16 protein-coding genes are annotated in these 17,604 nt (G+C 74.6%); 11 read left to right on the plus strand and 5 right to left on the minus strand.

Features of this window, described 5'->3' with window-relative positions; genetic code table 11:
* The first annotated feature begins 128 nt into the window (after positions 1–128).
* The 4 genes from ACI792_RS09090 (at position 129) to ACI792_RS09105 (ending at position 5,413) form a co-directional block, all read left to right on the plus strand.
* Positions 129–1,943, plus strand: coding sequence for a phosphoenolpyruvate carboxykinase (GTP) (locus ACI792_RS09090; protein WP_456602311.1), 1,815 nt, complete (start codon positions 129–131; stop codon positions 1,941–1,943).
* A 322-nt stretch (positions 1,944–2,265) separates the two neighbouring features.
* Positions 2,266–3,480 carry an MFS transporter gene (locus tag ACI792_RS09095; RefSeq protein WP_456602312.1) on the plus strand — a complete coding sequence of 405 codons (1,215 nt, stop codon included), beginning with the start codon at positions 2,266–2,268 and terminating at the stop codon, positions 3,478–3,480.
* 11 nt (positions 3,481–3,491) lie between these two features.
* Positions 3,492–4,748 carry an alpha/beta fold hydrolase gene (locus tag ACI792_RS09100; RefSeq protein ID WP_456602313.1) on the plus strand — a complete coding sequence of 419 codons (1,257 nt, stop codon included), beginning with the start codon at positions 3,492–3,494 and terminating at the stop codon, positions 4,746–4,748.
* Positions 4,745–5,413: an acVLRF1 family peptidyl-tRNA hydrolase gene (locus ACI792_RS09105; RefSeq protein WP_456602314.1), complete on the plus strand. Its 669-nt coding sequence runs from the start codon at positions 4,745–4,747 to the stop codon at positions 5,411–5,413. Before ACI792_RS09100 ends, ACI792_RS09105 begins: the two co-directional genes overlap by 4 nt.
* A 113-nt stretch (positions 5,414–5,526) precedes the next feature.
* On the opposite strand, the gene ACI792_RS09110 is transcribed toward ACI792_RS09105, so the two are convergent.
* Positions 5,527–6,537, minus strand: a complete 1,011-nt coding sequence (locus ACI792_RS09110) for a zinc-binding dehydrogenase (protein WP_456602315.1) — start codon at positions 6,535–6,537, stop codon at positions 5,527–5,529.
* Between the two features lie 193 nt (positions 6,538–6,730).
* Here ACI792_RS09110 and ACI792_RS09115 point away from each other — a divergent pair, with 193 nt between their 5' ends.
* Entirely contained in the window at positions 6,731–9,142 is a 2,412-nt protein-coding gene (locus tag ACI792_RS09115) for a penicillin-binding protein (RefSeq protein WP_456602316.1), read from the plus strand.
* On the opposite strand, the gene ACI792_RS09120 is transcribed toward ACI792_RS09115, so the two are convergent.
* A complete protein-coding gene (locus tag ACI792_RS09120) occupies positions 9,086–10,006 on the minus strand; it encodes a YhjD/YihY/BrkB family envelope integrity protein (protein WP_456602317.1) in 921 nt (306 codons plus the stop codon). The genes ACI792_RS09115 and ACI792_RS09120 overlap by 57 nt on opposite strands.
* 357 nt (positions 10,007–10,363) lie before the next feature.
* Here ACI792_RS09120 and ACI792_RS09125 point away from each other — a divergent pair, with 357 nt between their 5' ends.
* The gene (locus ACI792_RS09125) at positions 10,364–11,443 is read left to right on the plus strand and encodes a C40 family peptidase (RefSeq protein ID WP_456602318.1); all 1,080 of its coding nucleotides are present in this window, start codon (positions 10,364–10,366) and stop codon (positions 11,441–11,443) included.
* A gap of 14 nt (positions 11,444–11,457) precedes the next feature.
* Here the strand turns inward: ACI792_RS09125 and ACI792_RS09130 are convergent, their stop codons facing one another.
* Positions 11,458–12,003, minus strand: coding sequence for a hypothetical protein (locus ACI792_RS09130; protein WP_456602319.1), 546 nt, complete (start codon positions 12,001–12,003; stop codon positions 11,458–11,460).
* 116 nt (positions 12,004–12,119) lie between these two features.
* Here ACI792_RS09130 and ACI792_RS09135 point away from each other — a divergent pair, with 116 nt between their 5' ends.
* Together ACI792_RS09135 and ACI792_RS09140 are read left to right on the plus strand one after the other, a co-directional pair.
* Positions 12,120–12,443 (plus strand): DUF3817 domain-containing protein, encoded by a 324-nt coding sequence (locus ACI792_RS09135; protein WP_456602320.1) that lies wholly within the window; start codon positions 12,120–12,122, stop codon positions 12,441–12,443.
* Between the two features lie 35 nt (positions 12,444–12,478).
* A complete protein-coding gene (locus ACI792_RS09140; RefSeq protein WP_456602321.1) occupies positions 12,479–13,801 on the plus strand; it encodes a serine hydrolase domain-containing protein in 1,323 nt (440 codons plus the stop codon).
* Positions 13,802–13,916: 115 nt separating this feature from the next.
* Here ACI792_RS09140 and ACI792_RS09145 read toward each other — a convergent pair whose 3' ends face one another.
* On the minus strand, positions 13,917–14,435 hold the full coding sequence (locus ACI792_RS09145) for a hypothetical protein (protein ID WP_456602322.1): 519 nt from the start codon (positions 14,433–14,435) through the stop codon (positions 13,917–13,919).
* A gap of 112 nt (positions 14,436–14,547) precedes the next feature.
* Here ACI792_RS09145 and ACI792_RS09150 point away from each other — a divergent pair, with 112 nt between their 5' ends.
* Positions 14,548–14,799: a DUF3253 domain-containing protein gene (locus ACI792_RS09150; protein ID WP_456602323.1), complete on the plus strand. Its 252-nt coding sequence runs from the start codon at positions 14,548–14,550 to the stop codon at positions 14,797–14,799.
* On the opposite strand, the gene ACI792_RS09155 is transcribed toward ACI792_RS09150, so the two are convergent.
* Positions 14,796–15,269, minus strand: coding sequence for an Lrp/AsnC family transcriptional regulator (locus ACI792_RS09155; RefSeq protein WP_456580399.1), 474 nt, complete (start codon positions 15,267–15,269; stop codon positions 14,796–14,798). The two genes, ACI792_RS09150 and ACI792_RS09155, sit on opposite strands and share 4 nt — an antisense overlap.
* A gap of 216 nt (positions 15,270–15,485) precedes the next feature.
* Between ACI792_RS09155 and pdhA the strand changes: the two genes are divergently transcribed.
* Positions 15,486–16,625 (plus strand): pyruvate dehydrogenase (acetyl-transferring) E1 component subunit alpha, encoded by a 1,140-nt coding sequence (pdhA, locus tag ACI792_RS09160; protein WP_456602324.1) that lies wholly within the window; start codon positions 15,486–15,488, stop codon positions 16,623–16,625.
* On the plus strand, positions 16,622–17,602 hold the full coding sequence (locus ACI792_RS09165; RefSeq protein ID WP_456602325.1) for an alpha-ketoacid dehydrogenase subunit beta: 981 nt from the start codon (positions 16,622–16,624) through the stop codon (positions 17,600–17,602). Before pdhA ends, ACI792_RS09165 begins: the two co-directional genes overlap by 4 nt.
* Positions 17,603–17,604: the final 2 nt, after the last annotated feature.

Consider the following 17,604-nt stretch of genomic DNA (forward strand, 5'->3'; position numbering starts at 1 on the left):
CTCGGTTACAAGCGCATGTCGACGCTTGTAGCCTGACCCGATCCGAACGGCCGTCCAGCGGCCGCGGCTCGCAGGGCACCACCGTCGGAACGGGAGTCCGCTCCGGCGACGCAGAGGATGGAGACGCCGTGACCACCGTGGCCACCCCAGGTCTGGAGAACGCCCCGACGACACACGCCCGGCTGCTGGCCTGGGTGCGGGAGATGGCCGAGCTGACGACGCCGGACCAGGTGGTCTGGGTCGACGGCACCGACGAGGAGTGGGAGCGGCTCACCCGGCAGCTCGTCGACGCGGGCACCTTCACGCCGCTGGAGAAGAAGCCCAACTCGTTCTGGTGCGCCTCCGACCCCAGTGACGTCGCGCGCGTCGAGGACCGCACCTTCATCTGCTCGGTCGACGAGGCCGACGCGGGTCCCACCAACAACTGGATGGACCCGAACGAGATGAAGTCGGTCATGACCGAGCTGTACCGGGGGTGCATGCGCGGCCGGACGATGTACGTCATCCCGTTCTGCATGGGCCCGGTCGAGGCCGAGAGCCCGATGTTCGGCGTGGAGCTCACCGACTCCGAGTACGTGGTCGTCTCGATGCGGGTCATGGCCCGCATCGGCAGCCGCATCCTGGAAGCGCTGGGAACCGACCGGCCCTTCGTGCCCGCGATGCACTCCCTCGGCGCTCCGCTGGAGCCGGGACAGGCCGACGTCCCGTGGCCGTGCAGCACCACCAAGTACATCGTGCAGTTCCCCGAGGAGCGCATGATTTGGTCCTACGGCTCCGGCTACGGCGGCAACGCCCTGCTGGGCAAGAAGGCCTACGCGCTGCGCATCGCCTCGGTCATGGCGCGCGACGAGGGCTGGCTCGCCGAGCACATGCTCATCCTCAAGCTCACCAACCCGCAGCAGAAGACCTACTACGTCGCCGGCGCCTTCCCCTCCGCGTGCGGCAAGACGAACCTGGCCATGCTGGAGCCGACCATCCCCGGCTGGAAGGTCGAGACCATCGGCGACGACATCGCCTGGATGCGGTTCGGGGAGGACGGCCGGCTCTACGCCATCAACCCCGAGTACGGGCTCTTCGGCGTGGCTCCGGGAACCGGCTGGGACACCAACCCCAACGCCATGCGGACGATCGAGAAGGGCAACTCGGTCTTCACCAACGTCGCGCTCACCGACGACGGCGACGTCTGGTGGGAAGGCATGACCGAGGAGCCCCCGGCCCACCTCACCGACTGGAAGGGCCGGGACTGGACGCCGGAGAGCGAGGAGCTCTCCAGCCACCCGAACAGCCGGTTCTGCACCCCCATCACCCAGTGCCCGATCCTGGCGCCGGAGTACGACGACCCCCGCGGTGTGCCGATCTCGGCGATCCTCTTCGGTGGTCGTCGCAAGACCACGGTTCCCCTCGTCAGCGAGGCCCGGGACTGGAACCACGGCGTCTTCATGGGCGCGACGCTCTCCTCGGAGACCACCGCCGCCGCCACAGGCGCCGTCGGCGTCGTCCGCCGCGACCCGTTCGCCATGCTGCCGTTCATCGGTTACAACGCCGCTGACTACTTCGGTCACTGGGTGAACACCGGCAAGCAGGCCGACGCCACCAAGCTGCCGAAGATCTTCTACGTGAACTGGTTCCGGCGCGACGAGGACGGCGGCTTCCTGTGGCCGGGCTTCGGTGAGAACAGCCGCGTGCTCAAGTGGATCGTCGAGCGCATCGAGGGCACCGCGGCCGCCGTCGAGACCCCGGTCGGCCACGTGCCCACGCCCGAGGCGCTCGACGTCTCGGGTCTAGACATGACACCGGAGCAGGTCGAGCAGGCCCTCGCGGTCAAGCCGGAGGAGTGGCGCGAGGAGATCCCGCAGATCACCGAGTGGTTCGAGAAGTTCGGCGAGAAGCTGCCCAGCACCATGTGGGACGAGCTCGAGATCCTCAAGAGCCGCCTCGCGTAGAGAGAGGACCACCCTCCCCCCACGCCTCGCACGCTCGGCGCGGGCCCCTGAAGGGTGGCCGTTCCAGCGCGTCGCCAGGGCCCGGACCGCGGTTGCGGTCCGGGCCCTCCGCCGTCCGCGCCCGACCCGGCCACGATCAGGTGAGCTGATCACCGGGTGTCCTCCCTCACGGTGGGCGGTGAGGGAGGACGCTCCACGATCAGGGACCCTGATCATCGCCGGGGGCGGGTGGAGCGTGACGGGTCGCCGTCGCGGCACGCCCGCCCACGGTCGGTTAGCGTGGCTGAGCCCCCCCTGCCCGTTCTCGGAGGCAAGCCCACTCGTGCCCAATCCCTACCTGCAGGTCCTGCGGACGCCGCACGCCCTGCCGATGGTGCTCGCCGCCTTCATCGGCCGGCTGCCCCTCTCGATGGTCGGGCTGGGCTCGGTCCTCCTGGTCGCCTCCGAGACCGGCTCCTACGGCCTCGGCGGCGCCGTGGCGGCGGTGGGGGCGGTGACGACGGCGATCGCCGGACCGCTGCTGGGGCGGTGGGCCGACACGCACGGCCAGCGCCGGGTGCTGCTGCCGGTGCTGGTCGTCTTCGTCCTCTCCGGCCTGGTCTTCCTCTTCTCCGTGCGCGAGGACTGGCCGCTCCTGGTCGTCTTCCTCTCCGCCGGGCTGGCCGGGGCCTGCATCCCGCCGGTCTCCTCGATGATCCGCGTCCGCTGGACCCACCTCCTCCGCGGCAGCCACCGGCTGCACACGGCGCTGTCGATGGAGTCCGTCGTCGACGAGTTCGTCTTCATCGTGGGTCCGGTCCTCGTCACGTTCCTGTCGACGACGGGGCACGCGACCTCCGGCGTCGTCACCGCGTTCACCCTGGCGACCGTGGGCAGCCTGCTGTTCGCCGCCCAGCGCCGCACCGAGCCGGAGCCGCACGGGCACGCCAGCCGGCAGGGCCCCTCCGCGATCCGCACCACGGGGCTGCGCGTGCTCTTCGTCGTCGGGGCCGCGGTCGGCGCGATCCTGGGCACCCTGGAGATCGCCCTGGTCGCCTTCGCCGACGAGCGGGACGCCATGGCGCTCTCCGGCGTGCTCATCGCCAGCCTGGCGGTCGGGTCGATGGCCAGCGGCATCGGCTGGGGCGCCATCCACTGGCAGCTCCCGCTCCGGCTCCGGCTGGTCGGGGCCCTGGCCCTGCTCACCCTGCTGGTCGTCCCGCTGCTGTTCATCGACGACATCTGGGTGATGGTGCCGTTCGTGATCGTCGCGGGCATCGCGGTGTCGCCCTCGCTGATCAGCTCCTTCACCCTGGCCGAGCTGCTGGTGCCCCGGTCGGCGGTGACGGAGGCGTTCACGTGGATCGGCACCGCGCTGGGCCTGGGGGTCGCCGTCGGTGCCTCGGTCGCGGGCAAGATCGTCGACGTCGCCGGCGCCAACCGGGCCTTCGTCGTCGCGATCGTCGCCGCGGGGATCGCCGCCGTGGTCGTCGCCTCGTACCAGCGGCTGCTGCACGTGCCGGCCGAGCACGCCGCCGAGCCGGCGCTGGCCCGCTGACCGGCGACGCCGTGGAGGAGTACGCGCTCCCCGGGGCGCTGGTCCGCGACCGGTCGGTGAGCGTGCCGCTGCACTGGGGCGACCCCGACGCCGACGGCTCCCTGGACGTGTTCGTGCGGGAGCTGGTGCACCCCGACCGGCGCGGTGACGACCTCCCGCTGCTGCTCTTCCTGCAGGGCGGCCCGGGGGGCAAGTCGCCGCGGCCGACCCGGGGCGGCTGGATCGAGCGGGCGCTGCGCGACTTCCGCGTCGTCCTCCTCGACCAGCGCGGCACCGGGCGCAGCTCCCGGGTGACCGGCGCCGCCCTCAGCCGCCTCCCCGGCGCCGCCGCGGCCGCCCGCCACCTGCTGGCCCACCGCGCGGACTCGATCGTCGCCGACGCCGAGCACGTGCGGACCACCCTCTACGACGGCCGGCAGTGGACGACGCTGGGCCAGAGCTACGGCGGTTTCCTGACCCTCACCTACCTGTCCCGGGCGCCGGAGGGCCTGACCCGCTGCCTGGTCACCGGCGGGCTGCCGGGCCTGCACGCCGACGCACGCGACGTGTACCGGCGCACCTATCCCCGCGTCGCGGCCCGCACCCGGCAGTTCTACGAGCGGTTCCCGGGCGACGTCGCCCGGGTGGCCGCCGTCGCCGACCGCCTGGCGGCCGGGCCCGCGACCCTGCCGGACGGCGACCGGCTCACCGTGCGCCGTCTGCAGACGACCGGCCACGTGCTCGGCATGCGGGACGGCGCCACCGAGCTGCACTGGCTGTTCGAGGAGGCCCTGGGCGCCGACGGCGAGCTCACGGACACCTTCCTCGACCAGGTCTCCCGGCGGACCTCCTCCTGGGACGATCCCCTCTACGCGGCCCTGCACGAGAGCATCTACGTGCAGGGGGCGGCCCCGGTCGGCTGGGCGGCGGAGGACGAGCGGGGCCCGGGATTCGACGGGGACCGCCGCCCGCTGCCCTTCACCGGCGAGATGGTCTACCCCTGGATGTTCGACGAGATCGCCTCGCTGCGGCCGTTCGGCCCTGCCGCGCACGCGCTCGCGGAGCTCGAAGAGTTCCCGGCCCTGTACGACCCCGCGCGGTTGGCGGCCAACGAGGTGCCGGTCGACGCCGCGGTCTACTTCGACGACATGTACGTCGACGCCGGGCTGTCGCTGCAGACGGCCGGGGAGGTCGGCAACGTGCGCACCTGGGTGACCAACGAGCACGAGCACGACGGCCTGCGTGTGGGCGACGTGCTCGACCGGCTGCTCACCCTGCGGTCCCGGTGACGCGTCCCCGGCCGGCCGCCGGCGGTGGGCGGCAGCTCGGGGTGGCCCCCGAGCGGCTGGGCCGCTGGCTGGACGGCGTCGCCACCCGGCACGGCGCCTTCACCACGGTGGAGCCGGCCGACGACGGGCTGCGGATCGCCTGCGCGGACACGACCACCGTCGTCCTGCACGCCCCGTTCGGCTGGACGCCCCAGCCGCCCCTGCTCGCCGCCTTCACGGCTGCCGCGGGCCGGCCGCGGCGCGCGGCCGTGCTCCTCGTCCGCCGGGGCCGGTGGGCGGTCGGCGTCTTCGACGGCGACGAGCTGGTGGTCTCCAAGGTCGACGCCCGCCAGGTGCAGGGCCGGACGGCGGCCGGTGGCTGGTCGCAGCAGCGCTTCGCCCGCCGGCGCGGCCACCAGACCGACGCCGTCGTCGACCACGCCGTGGAGACCGCCGTCCGGGTGCTGCTGCCGCACGCCGACGGGCTGGCGGCGCTGTTCACCGGCGGGGACCGGGGGCTGGCCGACGAGGTGCTGGCCGACCCCCGGCTGCGCCCGCTGGCCGCCCTGCGCCGCGACCCCGCGCTGGACGTCGGGGAGCCGACCAAGGCGGTCCTGTTGGGGACGCCGAAGCAGTTCCGCGCCGTCCAGGTGCTCATCAAGGAGCCACCCCCGTCCGCGGGTTGAGCCGGCCCAGGAGACGTTGAGCCGCGTGCGAGCGCGGCTCAACGTCCCGTGGGGCGGCTCAACGGCGGTGGGGGACGGCACCTGGCCGCGGTGTCGTCCGGAGGACGACAGAGTCAGGGCGTGAGGACCAGGCGGATGGGGTCGCCCTCCTTGTTCGCCAGCCGCTGCACGCCCTCGGCGGCGTCGGCGAGCGGGAGCGTGCCGGAGATGGAGCGGGAGAGATCGAGCCGGTGGTGCCGGACCAGGTCGACCAACTCCTCGACGTGGCCCGGTTCGGAGCCGTAGTGGCCGAGGATCCGCTGCCCGAAGTAGCTGAACTGGGTCCCGTTGCGGATCTCCAGCGGCTGGTCGGTCAGGCCGACCAGCACCAGGGCCCCGTCCCGCTCCAGGCAGCGCACCGCCTGCTCGCGCACCGGCGCGACGCCGGCGAAGTCGAAGGCGAAGGCCAGCCCGGCGCCACCGGTGAGCTCCCGCACGCGGGTGGCGATGTCCTCGGACGGGTCCAGCGCGAGGTCCGCGCCGAAGTCCAGCGCCCGCTGCCGGGCCGCGGGCACCGGGTCGACGGCGACGATCGGGGCGGCCCCGGCCAGCCGCAGCAGCTGCACCGCGTGCGCGCCTAGCCCGCCGATGCCCCAGACGCCGACCGGCTGGGCGGCGCGCACCTGCGCCGTCCGCACGATCGAGGCCCACGGCGTCGAGACCGCATCGGGCACGATGCACGCCTGCTCGAAGGGCAGCGTGTCGGGGATGGGCACGACCGTGCCCGCCGTCGCCAGGGCGTACTGCGCCCAGCCGCCGTCGTAGTCGACGCCACGGGTGTGGATCCAGCCGTCCTTCTCCTCCCCGGCCTGCAGGAGCACCCGCTGCCCCTCGGTCAGGCCGCCCACGCCGTCGCCGAGCTCCGCGACGGTGCCGGCCACCTCGTGCCCGAGCGTCACCTCGTCACCGGCGAGGAACAGCGGGGAGAGCTGCCCCTCGATCAGGTGGACGTCGGAGAGGCAGATGCCGGCCGCGGCGACCCGGATCAACACCTCCCCGGGGCCGGGTGCCGGCCTGGGCACCTCCTTGACCACGAACTCACGGGTGCGCACGTCCAGCCGGCCGGCCAGCATCGAGTCAGGCATGCCCCCATCCAACGCCGTGGGCGCTGCGCCGACGAGGGGGGTCCGGGGAACCCCTGCCCCGGGGCGCCGCGGCCCCCTGTGACGCGCGGGAACCGGGAGGCGGACGGGAGAGTTCCGGTTGACGCGCCACCGCGCGGGTGGTTGTGGATCGCCATCGGCCCTGCTGAGCTGCACGAACAGCCGGAGGAGGGTCATGGAGTCGCGCACGAGGCCGGGTCGCACCCTGCTCACGCTCGCGGGCGCCGTGCTGCTCGCCGGCGTCCTGCTGGCCGGGCTGCTCCTCCCCTGGGTCGGCGGGCCCGCCCTGGCCGCGCGCAGCTCCTCGGCCCTGCTCGGCGACCCGCCGGAGGAGTTCTCCGTCGAGGTGCCGGCGGGCAACACCGTGGTGCTCGCGGCCAACGGTGAGCTGATCACCTCCTTCTACCGGGAGAACCGCGAGCCGGTCGCCTTCGACCAGATCGCCGAGGTCATGCGGCAGGCGCTGGTCGCCGTCGAGGACGCGCGCTTCTACGACCACGGCGGCCTCGACGTGCAGGGGACGACGCGCGCCCTGGTCACGAACATCGCCGCCGGCGAGGTCGAGGAGGGTGGGTCCACCCTCACCCAGCAGCTGGTCAAGCAGACCCTGCTGCAGTCGGCGCGCACCCAGGACGAGCGGAACGCCGCCACCGAGAAGACCTTCGGCCGCAAGCTGCGCGAGGCCCGGCTGGCCCTGGCGATGGAGTCGGCCTACACCAAGGACGAGCTGCTCACGCGGTACCTCAACATCGTCTACTTCGGGCAGAACGCCTACGGGGTGCAGCCCGCGGCCCGGGCGTTCTTCGGCGTCGACGCCGCGCAGCTGACCCTGCCCCAGGCGGCGCTGCTGGCCGGCCTGGTGCAGAGCCCCAAGGACCACGACCCCTTCACCGACCCCGAGGGCGCGACCGTCCGGCGCAACCAGGTGCTCGCCCGGATGGCTGAGCAGGGGTACATCAGCCCTGAGCAGCAGGAGGAGGCCTCGGCCGCCCCCCTCGGCCTGGCCCCGGCCCCGGCGCCGCCCCGCGGCTGCGTCGAGGCGACCGTGGGTGCCTACGTCTGCGACTTCGTCCAGCAGTACCTGATCGACGAGCTGGGGCTGACCCAGGACGACCTCGAGCGCAACGGCTACGTCATCCAGACCACGCTGGACGCCGACCTGCAGCGCGCCGGTGACGCCGCGGTGCTCGCCAACCAGCCGCTGGAGAGCCCGCTGGCCGCCACCTTCACCGCGGTCGAGCCGGGCACCGGGCACCTGCTGGCGATGAGCGTCAACCGGATCTACGGCCACGACGAGGCGGACCGGCGGCAGGAGTCGGTGAACCTCAACGCCCTCCCGAGCCGTGGCGCGGGCTCCACCTACAAGGTGTTCGTGGCCGCCGCGGCGCTGGCCCGCGGTTACTCCACGGAGTACACGCTCACCGCGCCGAGCCCCTACGTCTCGCGCGTGTACCGGGAGGGCGACGGGTTCTACGACGTCCGCAACTCGGGTAGCTACCGGGCGACCCTGGACCTGACCACAGCCCTCTACCAGTCCTCCAACACCTACTTCCTCGCCCTCGAGGACGCGCTCGGCAGCGTCGAGGAACCGGTGCGCATGGCCGAGCGCATGGGGCTCTACGAGCACGGCCCGCAGGGCCTGGCGCAGCGCACCGTCGACGAGAACAACGGCTCCTTCGCCTTCGGCCCGGAGGCGACCAGCCCGCTGGGGCTGGCCAGCGCCTACTCCACGCTGGCGGCCTCGGGCACCCGGTGCGACGTCGTCCCGGTGACCGGGATCCTCGACCGCGAGGGCGAGCCCGTCCTCGGCGACGACGGCGAGCCGCTGGTCGACGGCGATCGCTGCACGCCCGAGGCCATCCCCGCCGGGGTCGCGAACACCCTGAACCAGATGCTGCGCAAGGACGTCGAGCCGGGATCCGGCGGGCAGACCGGCCGGCGCGCGTACGTGCCGGGTCACCAGATCGCGGGCAAGACCGGCACCACGCAGGACAACGTCTCGGTGGCGTTCGTGGGCTACACGCCGGAGATCGCGGCCAGCGTCATGGTGTTCAACCCCAAGGAGAGCCAGGACGTCGGCGGCTTCGGCGGCGACAAGGGCGCCACCATCTGGCACGACGCGATGGCGCCCGTCCTCACCGCGCGGGGCAGCAGCGACTTCCCGCCCGCGGACCCAGCGGTGGTGCGCGGCAACACGATCCGCGTCCCCTCCTGCGGGGAGCCGTCCCGGTGCCAGGACGTGCTCGAGGCCGCCGGTTTCCTCCCCCGCGTGGTGCGGGTGGACAGCGAGCTGGCCCAGGGGCAGCTCGTGGGGACCAGCCCGCCGGCGGGTGGGCGCGCCGTGCCGGGACAGGTCGTCGCCGTCCTCGTCAGCAACGGCTCCCGCTACGTGCCGCCCCCGCCGCCGCCCCCGCCGCCCCCGCCGGCTCCCGAGCGCGCGCCCGAGCCGGTGCCGCCGCCACCGGCCCCGCCGGTCGTGCCCGAGCCGGATCCCGGGACCGGTGACCCTGCGGTGCCCGACGACCCGGAGCTAGGCCCGGTCGAGACCTGGCTCGACCGGTTCCCCTATCCGCCGCCGCGACGCTGAGCGGCGGTCCACCAGCTCGTCCAGCGTCTGGGTGGTCAGCCAGCCCAGCAGGACGACCAGGTGGAGGAGGAACAGCCAGAGCGCGAGCGCGACCACGCCGCCCACGACGTCCAGGTCACCGAACGGCGCGCCGAGGTCCAGCGGCAGCGCCAGGAACAGCACGAACCCCTGCAGGAAGCCGGACAGGCAGGCGGCGGTGAACAGCGCGCCGACCAGCAGCGACCGCCACCGCACGCGGCCGCCGCCGACGACCCGGAACCCCCAGGCCAGCGGCAGGGTGAGCGCGGCCAGCACCGCGTAGTAGCCGAGCGCCACCTGCCCGACCGTGGCCGCCACGCCCCCGCGCTCGGCCAGGTCGGCCATCCGCGCCGCGGCGAGCAGCAGCGGGTAGAGCAGCACCGGGGCGAGCAGCAGCAGCGGCAGGGCGGCGAGCCGGCCGCGCCAGGCGGTGTGCCCCTCGTGCCGGGCGTGCCGTGCGGAGAAGCGCAGGAGGGCGCGCCGGAGCCCCTCGCCGTAGAAGGACATGGGCAGCAGGGCCAGCAGGGCGCCCAGCGGGTCCAGCCCCGCGCCGGCCTGGACCAGCCGTTCGACGGCGTCCGGGGCGCCGAGCGCGCCGGGCAGCAGGTCGCCGAGCCGGTCGCCGAGCTCCCGCACCCGCTCCGGGGAGGTGAGCCAGGCGGTCAGCCCGAAGGCGAGCACCACCAGGGGGACGACGGCGATGCCGGCGTAGAAGGTGAGCCCGGCGGCGATGAGCATGAGGTCGCGTCCCCGCAGCCGGGCGCGCACGCCCCGGACGAGGTCGCGGAGCGCGCCGACCGCCCGGGACGACCGGCTCCCGCGCTGCGGATCACTCGAGGGGCTCACGGCGATCCATCCTCCGGTAGTGGTCCCGCGGGGCCGTGCCGAAACCGCCCCCGGCCGCGTCCGCCCGGCGTCGGGTGGGGCTGCTGTGACGTGACCCGGGAAGAACTACACGAATGTGGTTCGCGGCATTGTCACGACCGGGTCACGCCGCCTACGGTGAGTAGGTCCGTCGGGGCTTTCCGTCACTGCCGAGTGACCCCCGCCGGGCGCCGTCGAGCCGGACCCGCGTACCCGCGGGCTGCCGGACCGGGGACCGTCGCAGCGTCGTGGCGGGACGGACCCGTCCGTTCCGCCGCACGGGGGCGCCCGGCCGGTCCTGGCAGGCGGCCGTGGACGAGATCGGAGAGCCGCCGCACCATGGCGACCCCCCTGCGCACACCCGCCCGCCGCCGCACCGCCGGGCGGGTGGGGCTGGCCCTGGCCGGCACGGTCGGCATCCTGCTCGCCACGGTGCCCGCCGCCGCGGCTCCCGGCTCTCCCGCCACGTCCGGTGAGGCGGCCCGGCTCGTCGCCGAGCGCGGCCACCAGCTCGAGGTCGTCACCGAGGAGTTCAACGCGGCACGGGATGCACTGGCGGCCCAGCAGGCCACCGCCGAGGCGGCCGCCGCCCAGCTCCAGCAGGCCACCGCGGACCTGGCCCGCGCCCAGGAGCAGGTGCGCGGCATCGCCCGCAGCGCCTGGACCGGCGAGGGTCTGAGCTCCTTCCAGGCCCTGCTCACCAGCGACTCGGCCGACGAGTTCGTCAGCCGCGTGAGCACGCTCGAGACGATCTCCGGGCACCAGGGCGTGGTGCTCACCCGGGCCGCCGAGGCGAACGTGGCCGCCGCCCAGGCCCAGGCCGCAGCGCAGCAGGCCGCCGCCCAGGCGAAGGCCGCCTACGACTCCATCGCCGGCCAGCAGGCCGAGCTGCAGGAGCAGGTCGACGAGTTCCGAGCCCAGTTCGACCGACTGAGCGCCGCCGAGCGCCAGGCCGTGGCCGAGGCGCACCACGCCGAGGAGCGCGGCGGGGAGCCCCAGCGCGCCAGCCGCGGGGAGCGGGAGGCGGTGGCAGCCGCGCCGTCCGCTCCCGTGGCGGCCGACAGCCGCGCCGCGCAGATCGCGGTCGACACCGCCATGGCGCAGCGGGGCAAGCCCTACGTGTGGGCGGCGACGGGTCCCGGCGCGTTCGACTGCTCGGGTCTGACCTCCTACGCCTTCCGGGCGGCCGGGATCGCGCTGCCGCGCGCCAGCCGGAACCAGGCGGGCGTCGGCCAGGCGGTCTCCCGCGACGATCTGCGCCCCGGCGACCTGGTCTTCTTCTACAGCCCGGTCAGCCACGTGGGCATCTACATCGGCAACGGCCAGATGGTGCACGCGCCGACCTCGGGCGACGTGGTCAAGGTGGCCAGCATCGACTCGATGGGCGGCTACGCCGGGGCCCGGCGCATCGCGGGGTGACGCCCGGCAGCCGCTCAGGTCGCGCCCGACCCGCTGACCTGCTGCAGCAGCCCCCAGACGAACACCGCCCGCACCCCACCCGGCAGCCGCACCTCGGAGCGGGTGGGCACGCCGGTGTCGACCCCGCGGGCGCCCGGCAACCCGACGACGTCGTCGAGCACGTGCTCCCACACGAGCAGGCGACGCGGGCGGGCCCGGGGTACCGGTGACCCCGGCGCCCGGGCGAGGTGCTCGTGCAGCACGGCGCCCCCGGGGCCGCTGACGACCTCCCACCACTGGTGCGGCCACAGCGGGAGCGGCCAGCGCCGCACCTGGACGTCGAGGTCGCCGACGCGCCGGTCCTCCAGCTCCTCCGGGGGGCCGAGGACCGCGGTGCGCAGGGCCAGCCCGCGCGGGGCCCGCCGGGAGTGCTGCAGCGCCTGCCAGCGGGTGTGCGCGGCGTGGGCCTCCGCCCGGGTCGCCCCGAGCCGGGGCAGGGCGGCGGCGGTGAGGTCGGGCCGGACGTCGGCCATCCGGCGCAGCAGCACCAGGCAGAACTCCCGCCGGGCCAGTCCGCGCACGCTGCCGACCCTGCCACCGGGCCGGCTGCCGCGTACGTCACACCCCCGCCCGGGGACGTCGCCGGCGGCCCGCTCGTTCACCTGCCGGATCCCGCCCCCGACCCGAGGACGCCCCGTTGAACCCGCGCACCGTCACCGCCGCCTTCCGCATCGTCGCCGTCGCCGAGGCGATCACCTGGGTCGGCCTGCTGGCCGGGATGTTCGTGAAGTGGGTGCTGCAGACCTCCGAGGTGGGCGTCCAGGTGTTCGGGCCCATCCACGGCGGCGTCTTCGTCGTCTACGTCCTCGTCGCCCTGGTCGCCGCCCGGGTGCTGCGCTGGTCGCTGCCCACGACGCTGCTCGCGCTGGCCGCCTCGGTGCCGCCGCTGGCCACCGTCTGGTTCGAGCGGTGGGCCACCCGCACCGGCGCGCTGCCCGCGCGCGAGGCGCTGGCCGCCTGAGCCACCGGGCCCGGCCGGTCGCTACGGTCGCCGTCATGCCCGAGCCCGTGCTGCCTTCGACCGCCCGCCTCCTGCTCGCCCGCACGGCCCGGGTCCAGCGCGACGGCCGGTCTCCCGGCCTCGTCGCCGGCGTGGTCCGTGACGGCGGGCTGGCGTGGTCGGCCGGCCGCGGGGAGGTGCCCGGGCCGCACACGGACGTCCAGTACCGGCTGGGGTCGATCAGCAAGACCGTGACGGCCGTCGTCGTCATGCGGCTGCGCGACGAGGGCCGGCTGGGGCTGGACGACCCGCTGGAGCGCCACCTGACCGGCACGCCGTTCGGCGACCGCACGGTCGGGCAGCTGCTCTCCCACCTCGCCGGCGCCTCGGCGGAGAGCCCCGGCGGCTGGTGGGAGCGGACACCGGGCGGGTCGCTGGAGGAGCTGGGGCTGGCGGAGACCGAGGTCGTCCTCGGCGCCGCGCGCCGGTTCCACTACTCCAACCTCGGCTTCGGCCTGCTCGGCGAGCTCGTCGCGAGGCTGCGCGGCTCGTCCTGGGACGACGTCGTCACCGCCGAGGTGCTGGCGCCGCTGGGCATGGCGCGCACGACTCCCCGCCCGGTGGCCCCGGCCGCCGAGGGACGGGCGGTGCACCCCTGGGCCGACGTCGTGCTGCCCGAACCCGAGCACCACGCCGGCGTGATGGCGGCCGCCGGGCAGCTGTGGGCGACGCTGGCCGACCTCGGCCGGTTCGCCGCGTTCCTCCTCGGCGACACCGCGGACGTGCTCGACCCGGCGACGCTGGAGGAGATGACCGTGCCCGCCGGGGTGGACTCCTCCGCGCCCGGCTGGTCCTCCTACGGGCTGGGCGTGCAGGTGGTGCGGGTCGACGGGCGGACGCTGGTGGGCCACGGCGGCTCGATGCCCGGCTTCCTGGCCGGCGTCTTCGTCGACCGCGAGGAGCAGACCGGCGCGGTCTCGCTGGCCAACACGACCAGCGGCCTGGACCCGCTGGTGTTCGGCCTGCTGGCCGACCTGCGCGCCGCCGAGCCGCGGGTCGTCGAGCCGTGGGTGCCCGCCCCCTCGCCGGTGCCCCTGGAGACCCTCGGTGTCTGGTTCTGGGGGCCCGCGCCCTACCTCCTGCGCTCGGTCAGCGGCGGGCTGCTGCACCTGGGCCCGCTGCCCGGGCGGCCGGGCCGGGCCAGCCGGTTCGCGTCGGCCGAGGACGGCACCTGGCGGGGGCTGGACGGCTACTTCGCGGGGGAGAGGCTGCGCATCGCCGACGACCACCTGGAGCTCGACACCTTCGTCTTCACCCGCACCCCGTACGACCCCGCCGCGCCGGTGCCCGGCGGTGTGGACGACCGCGGCTGGCGCTGACCCGCTCTCCCCCCGGGCCACGATCAGGGAACCTGATCATGCGGTGTCCTCCCTCACCGTGGGCGCTGAGGGAGGACGCTCCACGATCAGGGGACCTGGTCATCGCCGGGCGCCGTCACGGGCGGTCGAACGCGTCGATCGTGGTCTTGACGACGACGCCGTAGGCCAGGTGCGGCACCAGGTCGCTGAGCCAGTCGGTCGTCGACCAGGTGCGCGGGTCGGTCACGCCGAGCACGGTCATCGGGCCGTTGGCCGCCACCATGGCGCCCAGCGCGGTGAGGGCGACACCGACGGGCTTGGCCGACAGGAGACCCGCCGCGCGCGCCAGCCCGCCGACCACGCCGACCCCGACGCCGGCCACCAGCCCCGTCATGGGCCCGAGCCCCTGGATGCGGTTCTGCCGGGTCTGCTCGTCGCCCGGGATGGGCACGTGCGCCGCCTCCGCGAGCTTCTCGACGGTCCGCTCGGGCGTCGAGCTGCTGCCCCGGCCGCGCACCACCATGTCCAGGTAGGTGACGGCGTTGAGCGCCGTCGTGCCGGCCGCGCCGGCGGCCGCCCCCCTCAGCGCCCAGCCCAGCGTGCTGATGCCGCGCCTGCCCTTGCCGGTGCGCCCTACCGGGGTCCGCTTCGCCATGTGCGGCCCGATACCCGCCCGGAAGCGGCCCCACCCACCGACCGCGTCCTCGCCCGGGCCACGGAGACCGGCACCCCTGGCGGAGCCGCTCGGGCACGGCCACGCTGGGCAGGTGGACGACGTCGGCGCCGAGCTGGAGCGCACCATCGGCGAGCTGCTCGGGCAGCGTCGCGCGGAGGCCTCCATCTGCCCTTCCGAGGCTGCTCGGGCGCTCGATCCCGAGGGCTGGCGCGACCTGATGCCCGAAGCGCGCCGCGCGGCCGGCCGCCTCGCGGACGCGGGGACCGTCGAGGTGACCCAGGGCGGCGAGGTGGTCGACGTCCGGACCGCCCGAGGACCCGTGCGGATCCGCCGGCCCCGCTAGCCGGTGCCGGCGGCGCGGTGCAGCAGCGGGCCCACGCGCCGCTCGACGAACCGGCGCATCGCCAGGGCGGTGTCCACCCGCTGGACGCCGGGGATGGCCAGCACCGCCTCGGTGATCCGCCACAGGTGGTCGGCGTCGGTGGCCGCGACGTGCACCAGCAGGTCGGTGGCGCCCGAGAGGCCGGTCACCTCGAGCACCTCGGGGAGCCCGGCGAGCGCGCCGCTGACCTCGGCCAGCCCGCGCTGCGCCACCTGCACCGACATGTAGGCGGTCAGCCGGTACCCGAGGGCCTCCGGGCGGACCCGCTGGTCCAGCGGGCCGAGCACGCCGTTGCCCTCCAGCCGGGCCAGCCGGCTCTGCACGGTGTTGCGGGCCAGGCCGAGCCGCTGCGACAGCGCCATGACGCTGGCCCGCGGGTCCTCCGTGAGGGCCAGCAGCAGCCGCGCGTCGGTGGCGTCGATCTCCGGCACGCTGGGCAGTCTGTCAGCTCCCGGCCGTGCGCGGGCAGCTTTCTGCGCAACTCCCTCGACCACCCCTGCGCAGATCGCCCCCGCCCGGGCTGGTCAGCAGCGGGGAGGCCGTGCCAGGATGTGTGAGGGCCGCCACACCCGGCGGGCCGCAACGTCCAGCACCACCGCGCCGCCGGTGACCCCGGTGGCGGTGGCCGACGGCGAGGAGCGCGACCGGTGACAGCGTTGCCAGAGACCACCGAGATGGTCGACCCCGTCCCGGGGGCCGACGCCCCCCACCTGCCGCAGCGGACGCAGCTGGTCCAGCTGCTCACGCCCGAGGGCGAGCGGGTCGAGCACCCCGACTACTCGCTGGAGATCTCCGACGAGGAGCTGCGCGACCTCTACCGCGACCTGGTGCTGGTCCGCCGGTGGGACGTCGAGGCGACCGCGCTGCAGCGCCAGGGCGAGCTGGGCATCTGGGCCTCGCTGCTGGGCCAGGAGGCCGCGCAGATCGGCGCCGGCCGCGCGATGGCCGCCTCCGACATGGCCTTCCCGACCTACCGCGAGCACGGCGTCGCCTGGACCCGCGGCGTCGACCCGCTGCACGTCATCAGCCTGTTCCGCGGCGTGGACAACGGCGGCTGGGACCCGGTGGCCACCGGCTTCAACCTCTACACCGTGGTCATCGGCGCGCAGACCCTGCACGCCACCGGCTACGCCATGGGGCTGCAGCGCGACGGCGCCGAGAGCGCGGCGCTGGCCTTCCTCGGCGACGGCGCCACCAGCCAGGGCGAGGTCAACGAGGCGATGATCTGGGCGGCGAGCTTCTCGGCCCCCGTCGTCTTCTTCTGCCAGAACAACCAGTACGCGATCAGCGTCCCGCTCGAGCGGCAGTCGCGCGTCCCGCTGTACCGGCGCGCGGCCGGCTTCGGCTTCCCCGGCGTCCGGGTCGACGGCAACGACGTCCTCGCCGTCCTGGCCGTGACTCGGCAGGCGCTCCAGGCCGCGCGCGAGGGCCAGGGGCCGACCTTCATCGAGGCGTTCACCTACCGGATGGGCGCGCACACCACCTCAGACGACCCCACCCGGTACCGGCTGGCCAGCGAGCTGGAGGAGTGGAAGCTGCGCGACCCGATCGCCCGGCTGAAGGCCCACCTCTCCCGGCACGACAAGGCCGATGCGGCGTTCTTCGACCGCGTGGAGCGCGAGGCCGACGAGCTCGCCGTGCGGATCCGCAGCGGCACCGTCGACATGCCCGACCCCGAACCGACGGCGATGTTCGACTCCGTCTACGCGGAGCAGACCCCGTGGCTGGCCGCCCAGCGCGACGACTTCGTCGCCTACCGCGCGAGCTTCGAGGAGGCCGGCGAATGAGCACCGAGACCCTGACCATCGGCAAGGCACTGAACCTCGGCCTGCGCAAGGCCATGGAGGACGACGCCAAGGTCGTGCTCATGGGGGAGGACATCGGCAAGCTGGGCGGTGTCTTCCGCATCACCGACGGCCTGCAGAAGGACTTCGGTGAGGCCCGTGTGGTCGACACGCCCCTGGCCGAGGCCGGGATCCTGGGCACCGCTGTCGGGCTGGCGATGCGCGGCTACCGGCCGGTCTGCGAGATCCAGTTCGACGGGTTCGTCTTCCCCGCCTACAACCAGATCGTCACCCAGGTGGCCAAGATGCACGCCCGGTCGAAGGGCCGGCTGCCGATGCCGATCGTCATCCGCATCCCCTTCGGCGGCGGCATCGGGGCCGTCGAGCACCACAGCGAGAGCCCCGAGGCGTACTTCGCGCACACCGCCGGGCTCAAGGTGGTCGCGGTCAGCAACCCGGTCGACGCCTACTGGGGCATCCAGCAGGCGATCGCCCACCCCGACCCGATCGTCTTCCTGGAGCCCAAGCGGCGGTACTGGGAGAAGGCCGAGGTCGACACCGACGCCACCCCCGACCCGCTGTTCGCCTCCCGCGTGGTCCGCGGCGGCGACGACGTCACGGTGCTCGCCTACGGCCCCATGGTGAAGACGGCGCTGCAGGCCGCCGAGGCGGTCGCTGGCGAGGGGCGCTCGCTGGAAGTGGTCGACCTGCGCACCGTCTCCCCGCTGGACCTCGAGCCGGTCTTCGAGTCGGTGCGTCGCACCGGCCGTTGCGTCGTCGTCCACGAGGCGCCCGTCACCCTCGGGCTCGGCGCGGAGATCGCCGCCCGGGTGACCGAGACCTGCTTCCACTCCCTGGAGGCGCCGGTGCTGCGGGTCGGGGGTTTCGACACCCCCTACCCGCCGTCGAAGCTGGAGGAGGAGTACCTCCCCGACCTCGACCGGGTGCTGGACGCCGTCGACCGCGCGATGGAGTTCTGAGC

This window comes from Blastococcus sp. SYSU DS0669, assembly GCF_054050895.1.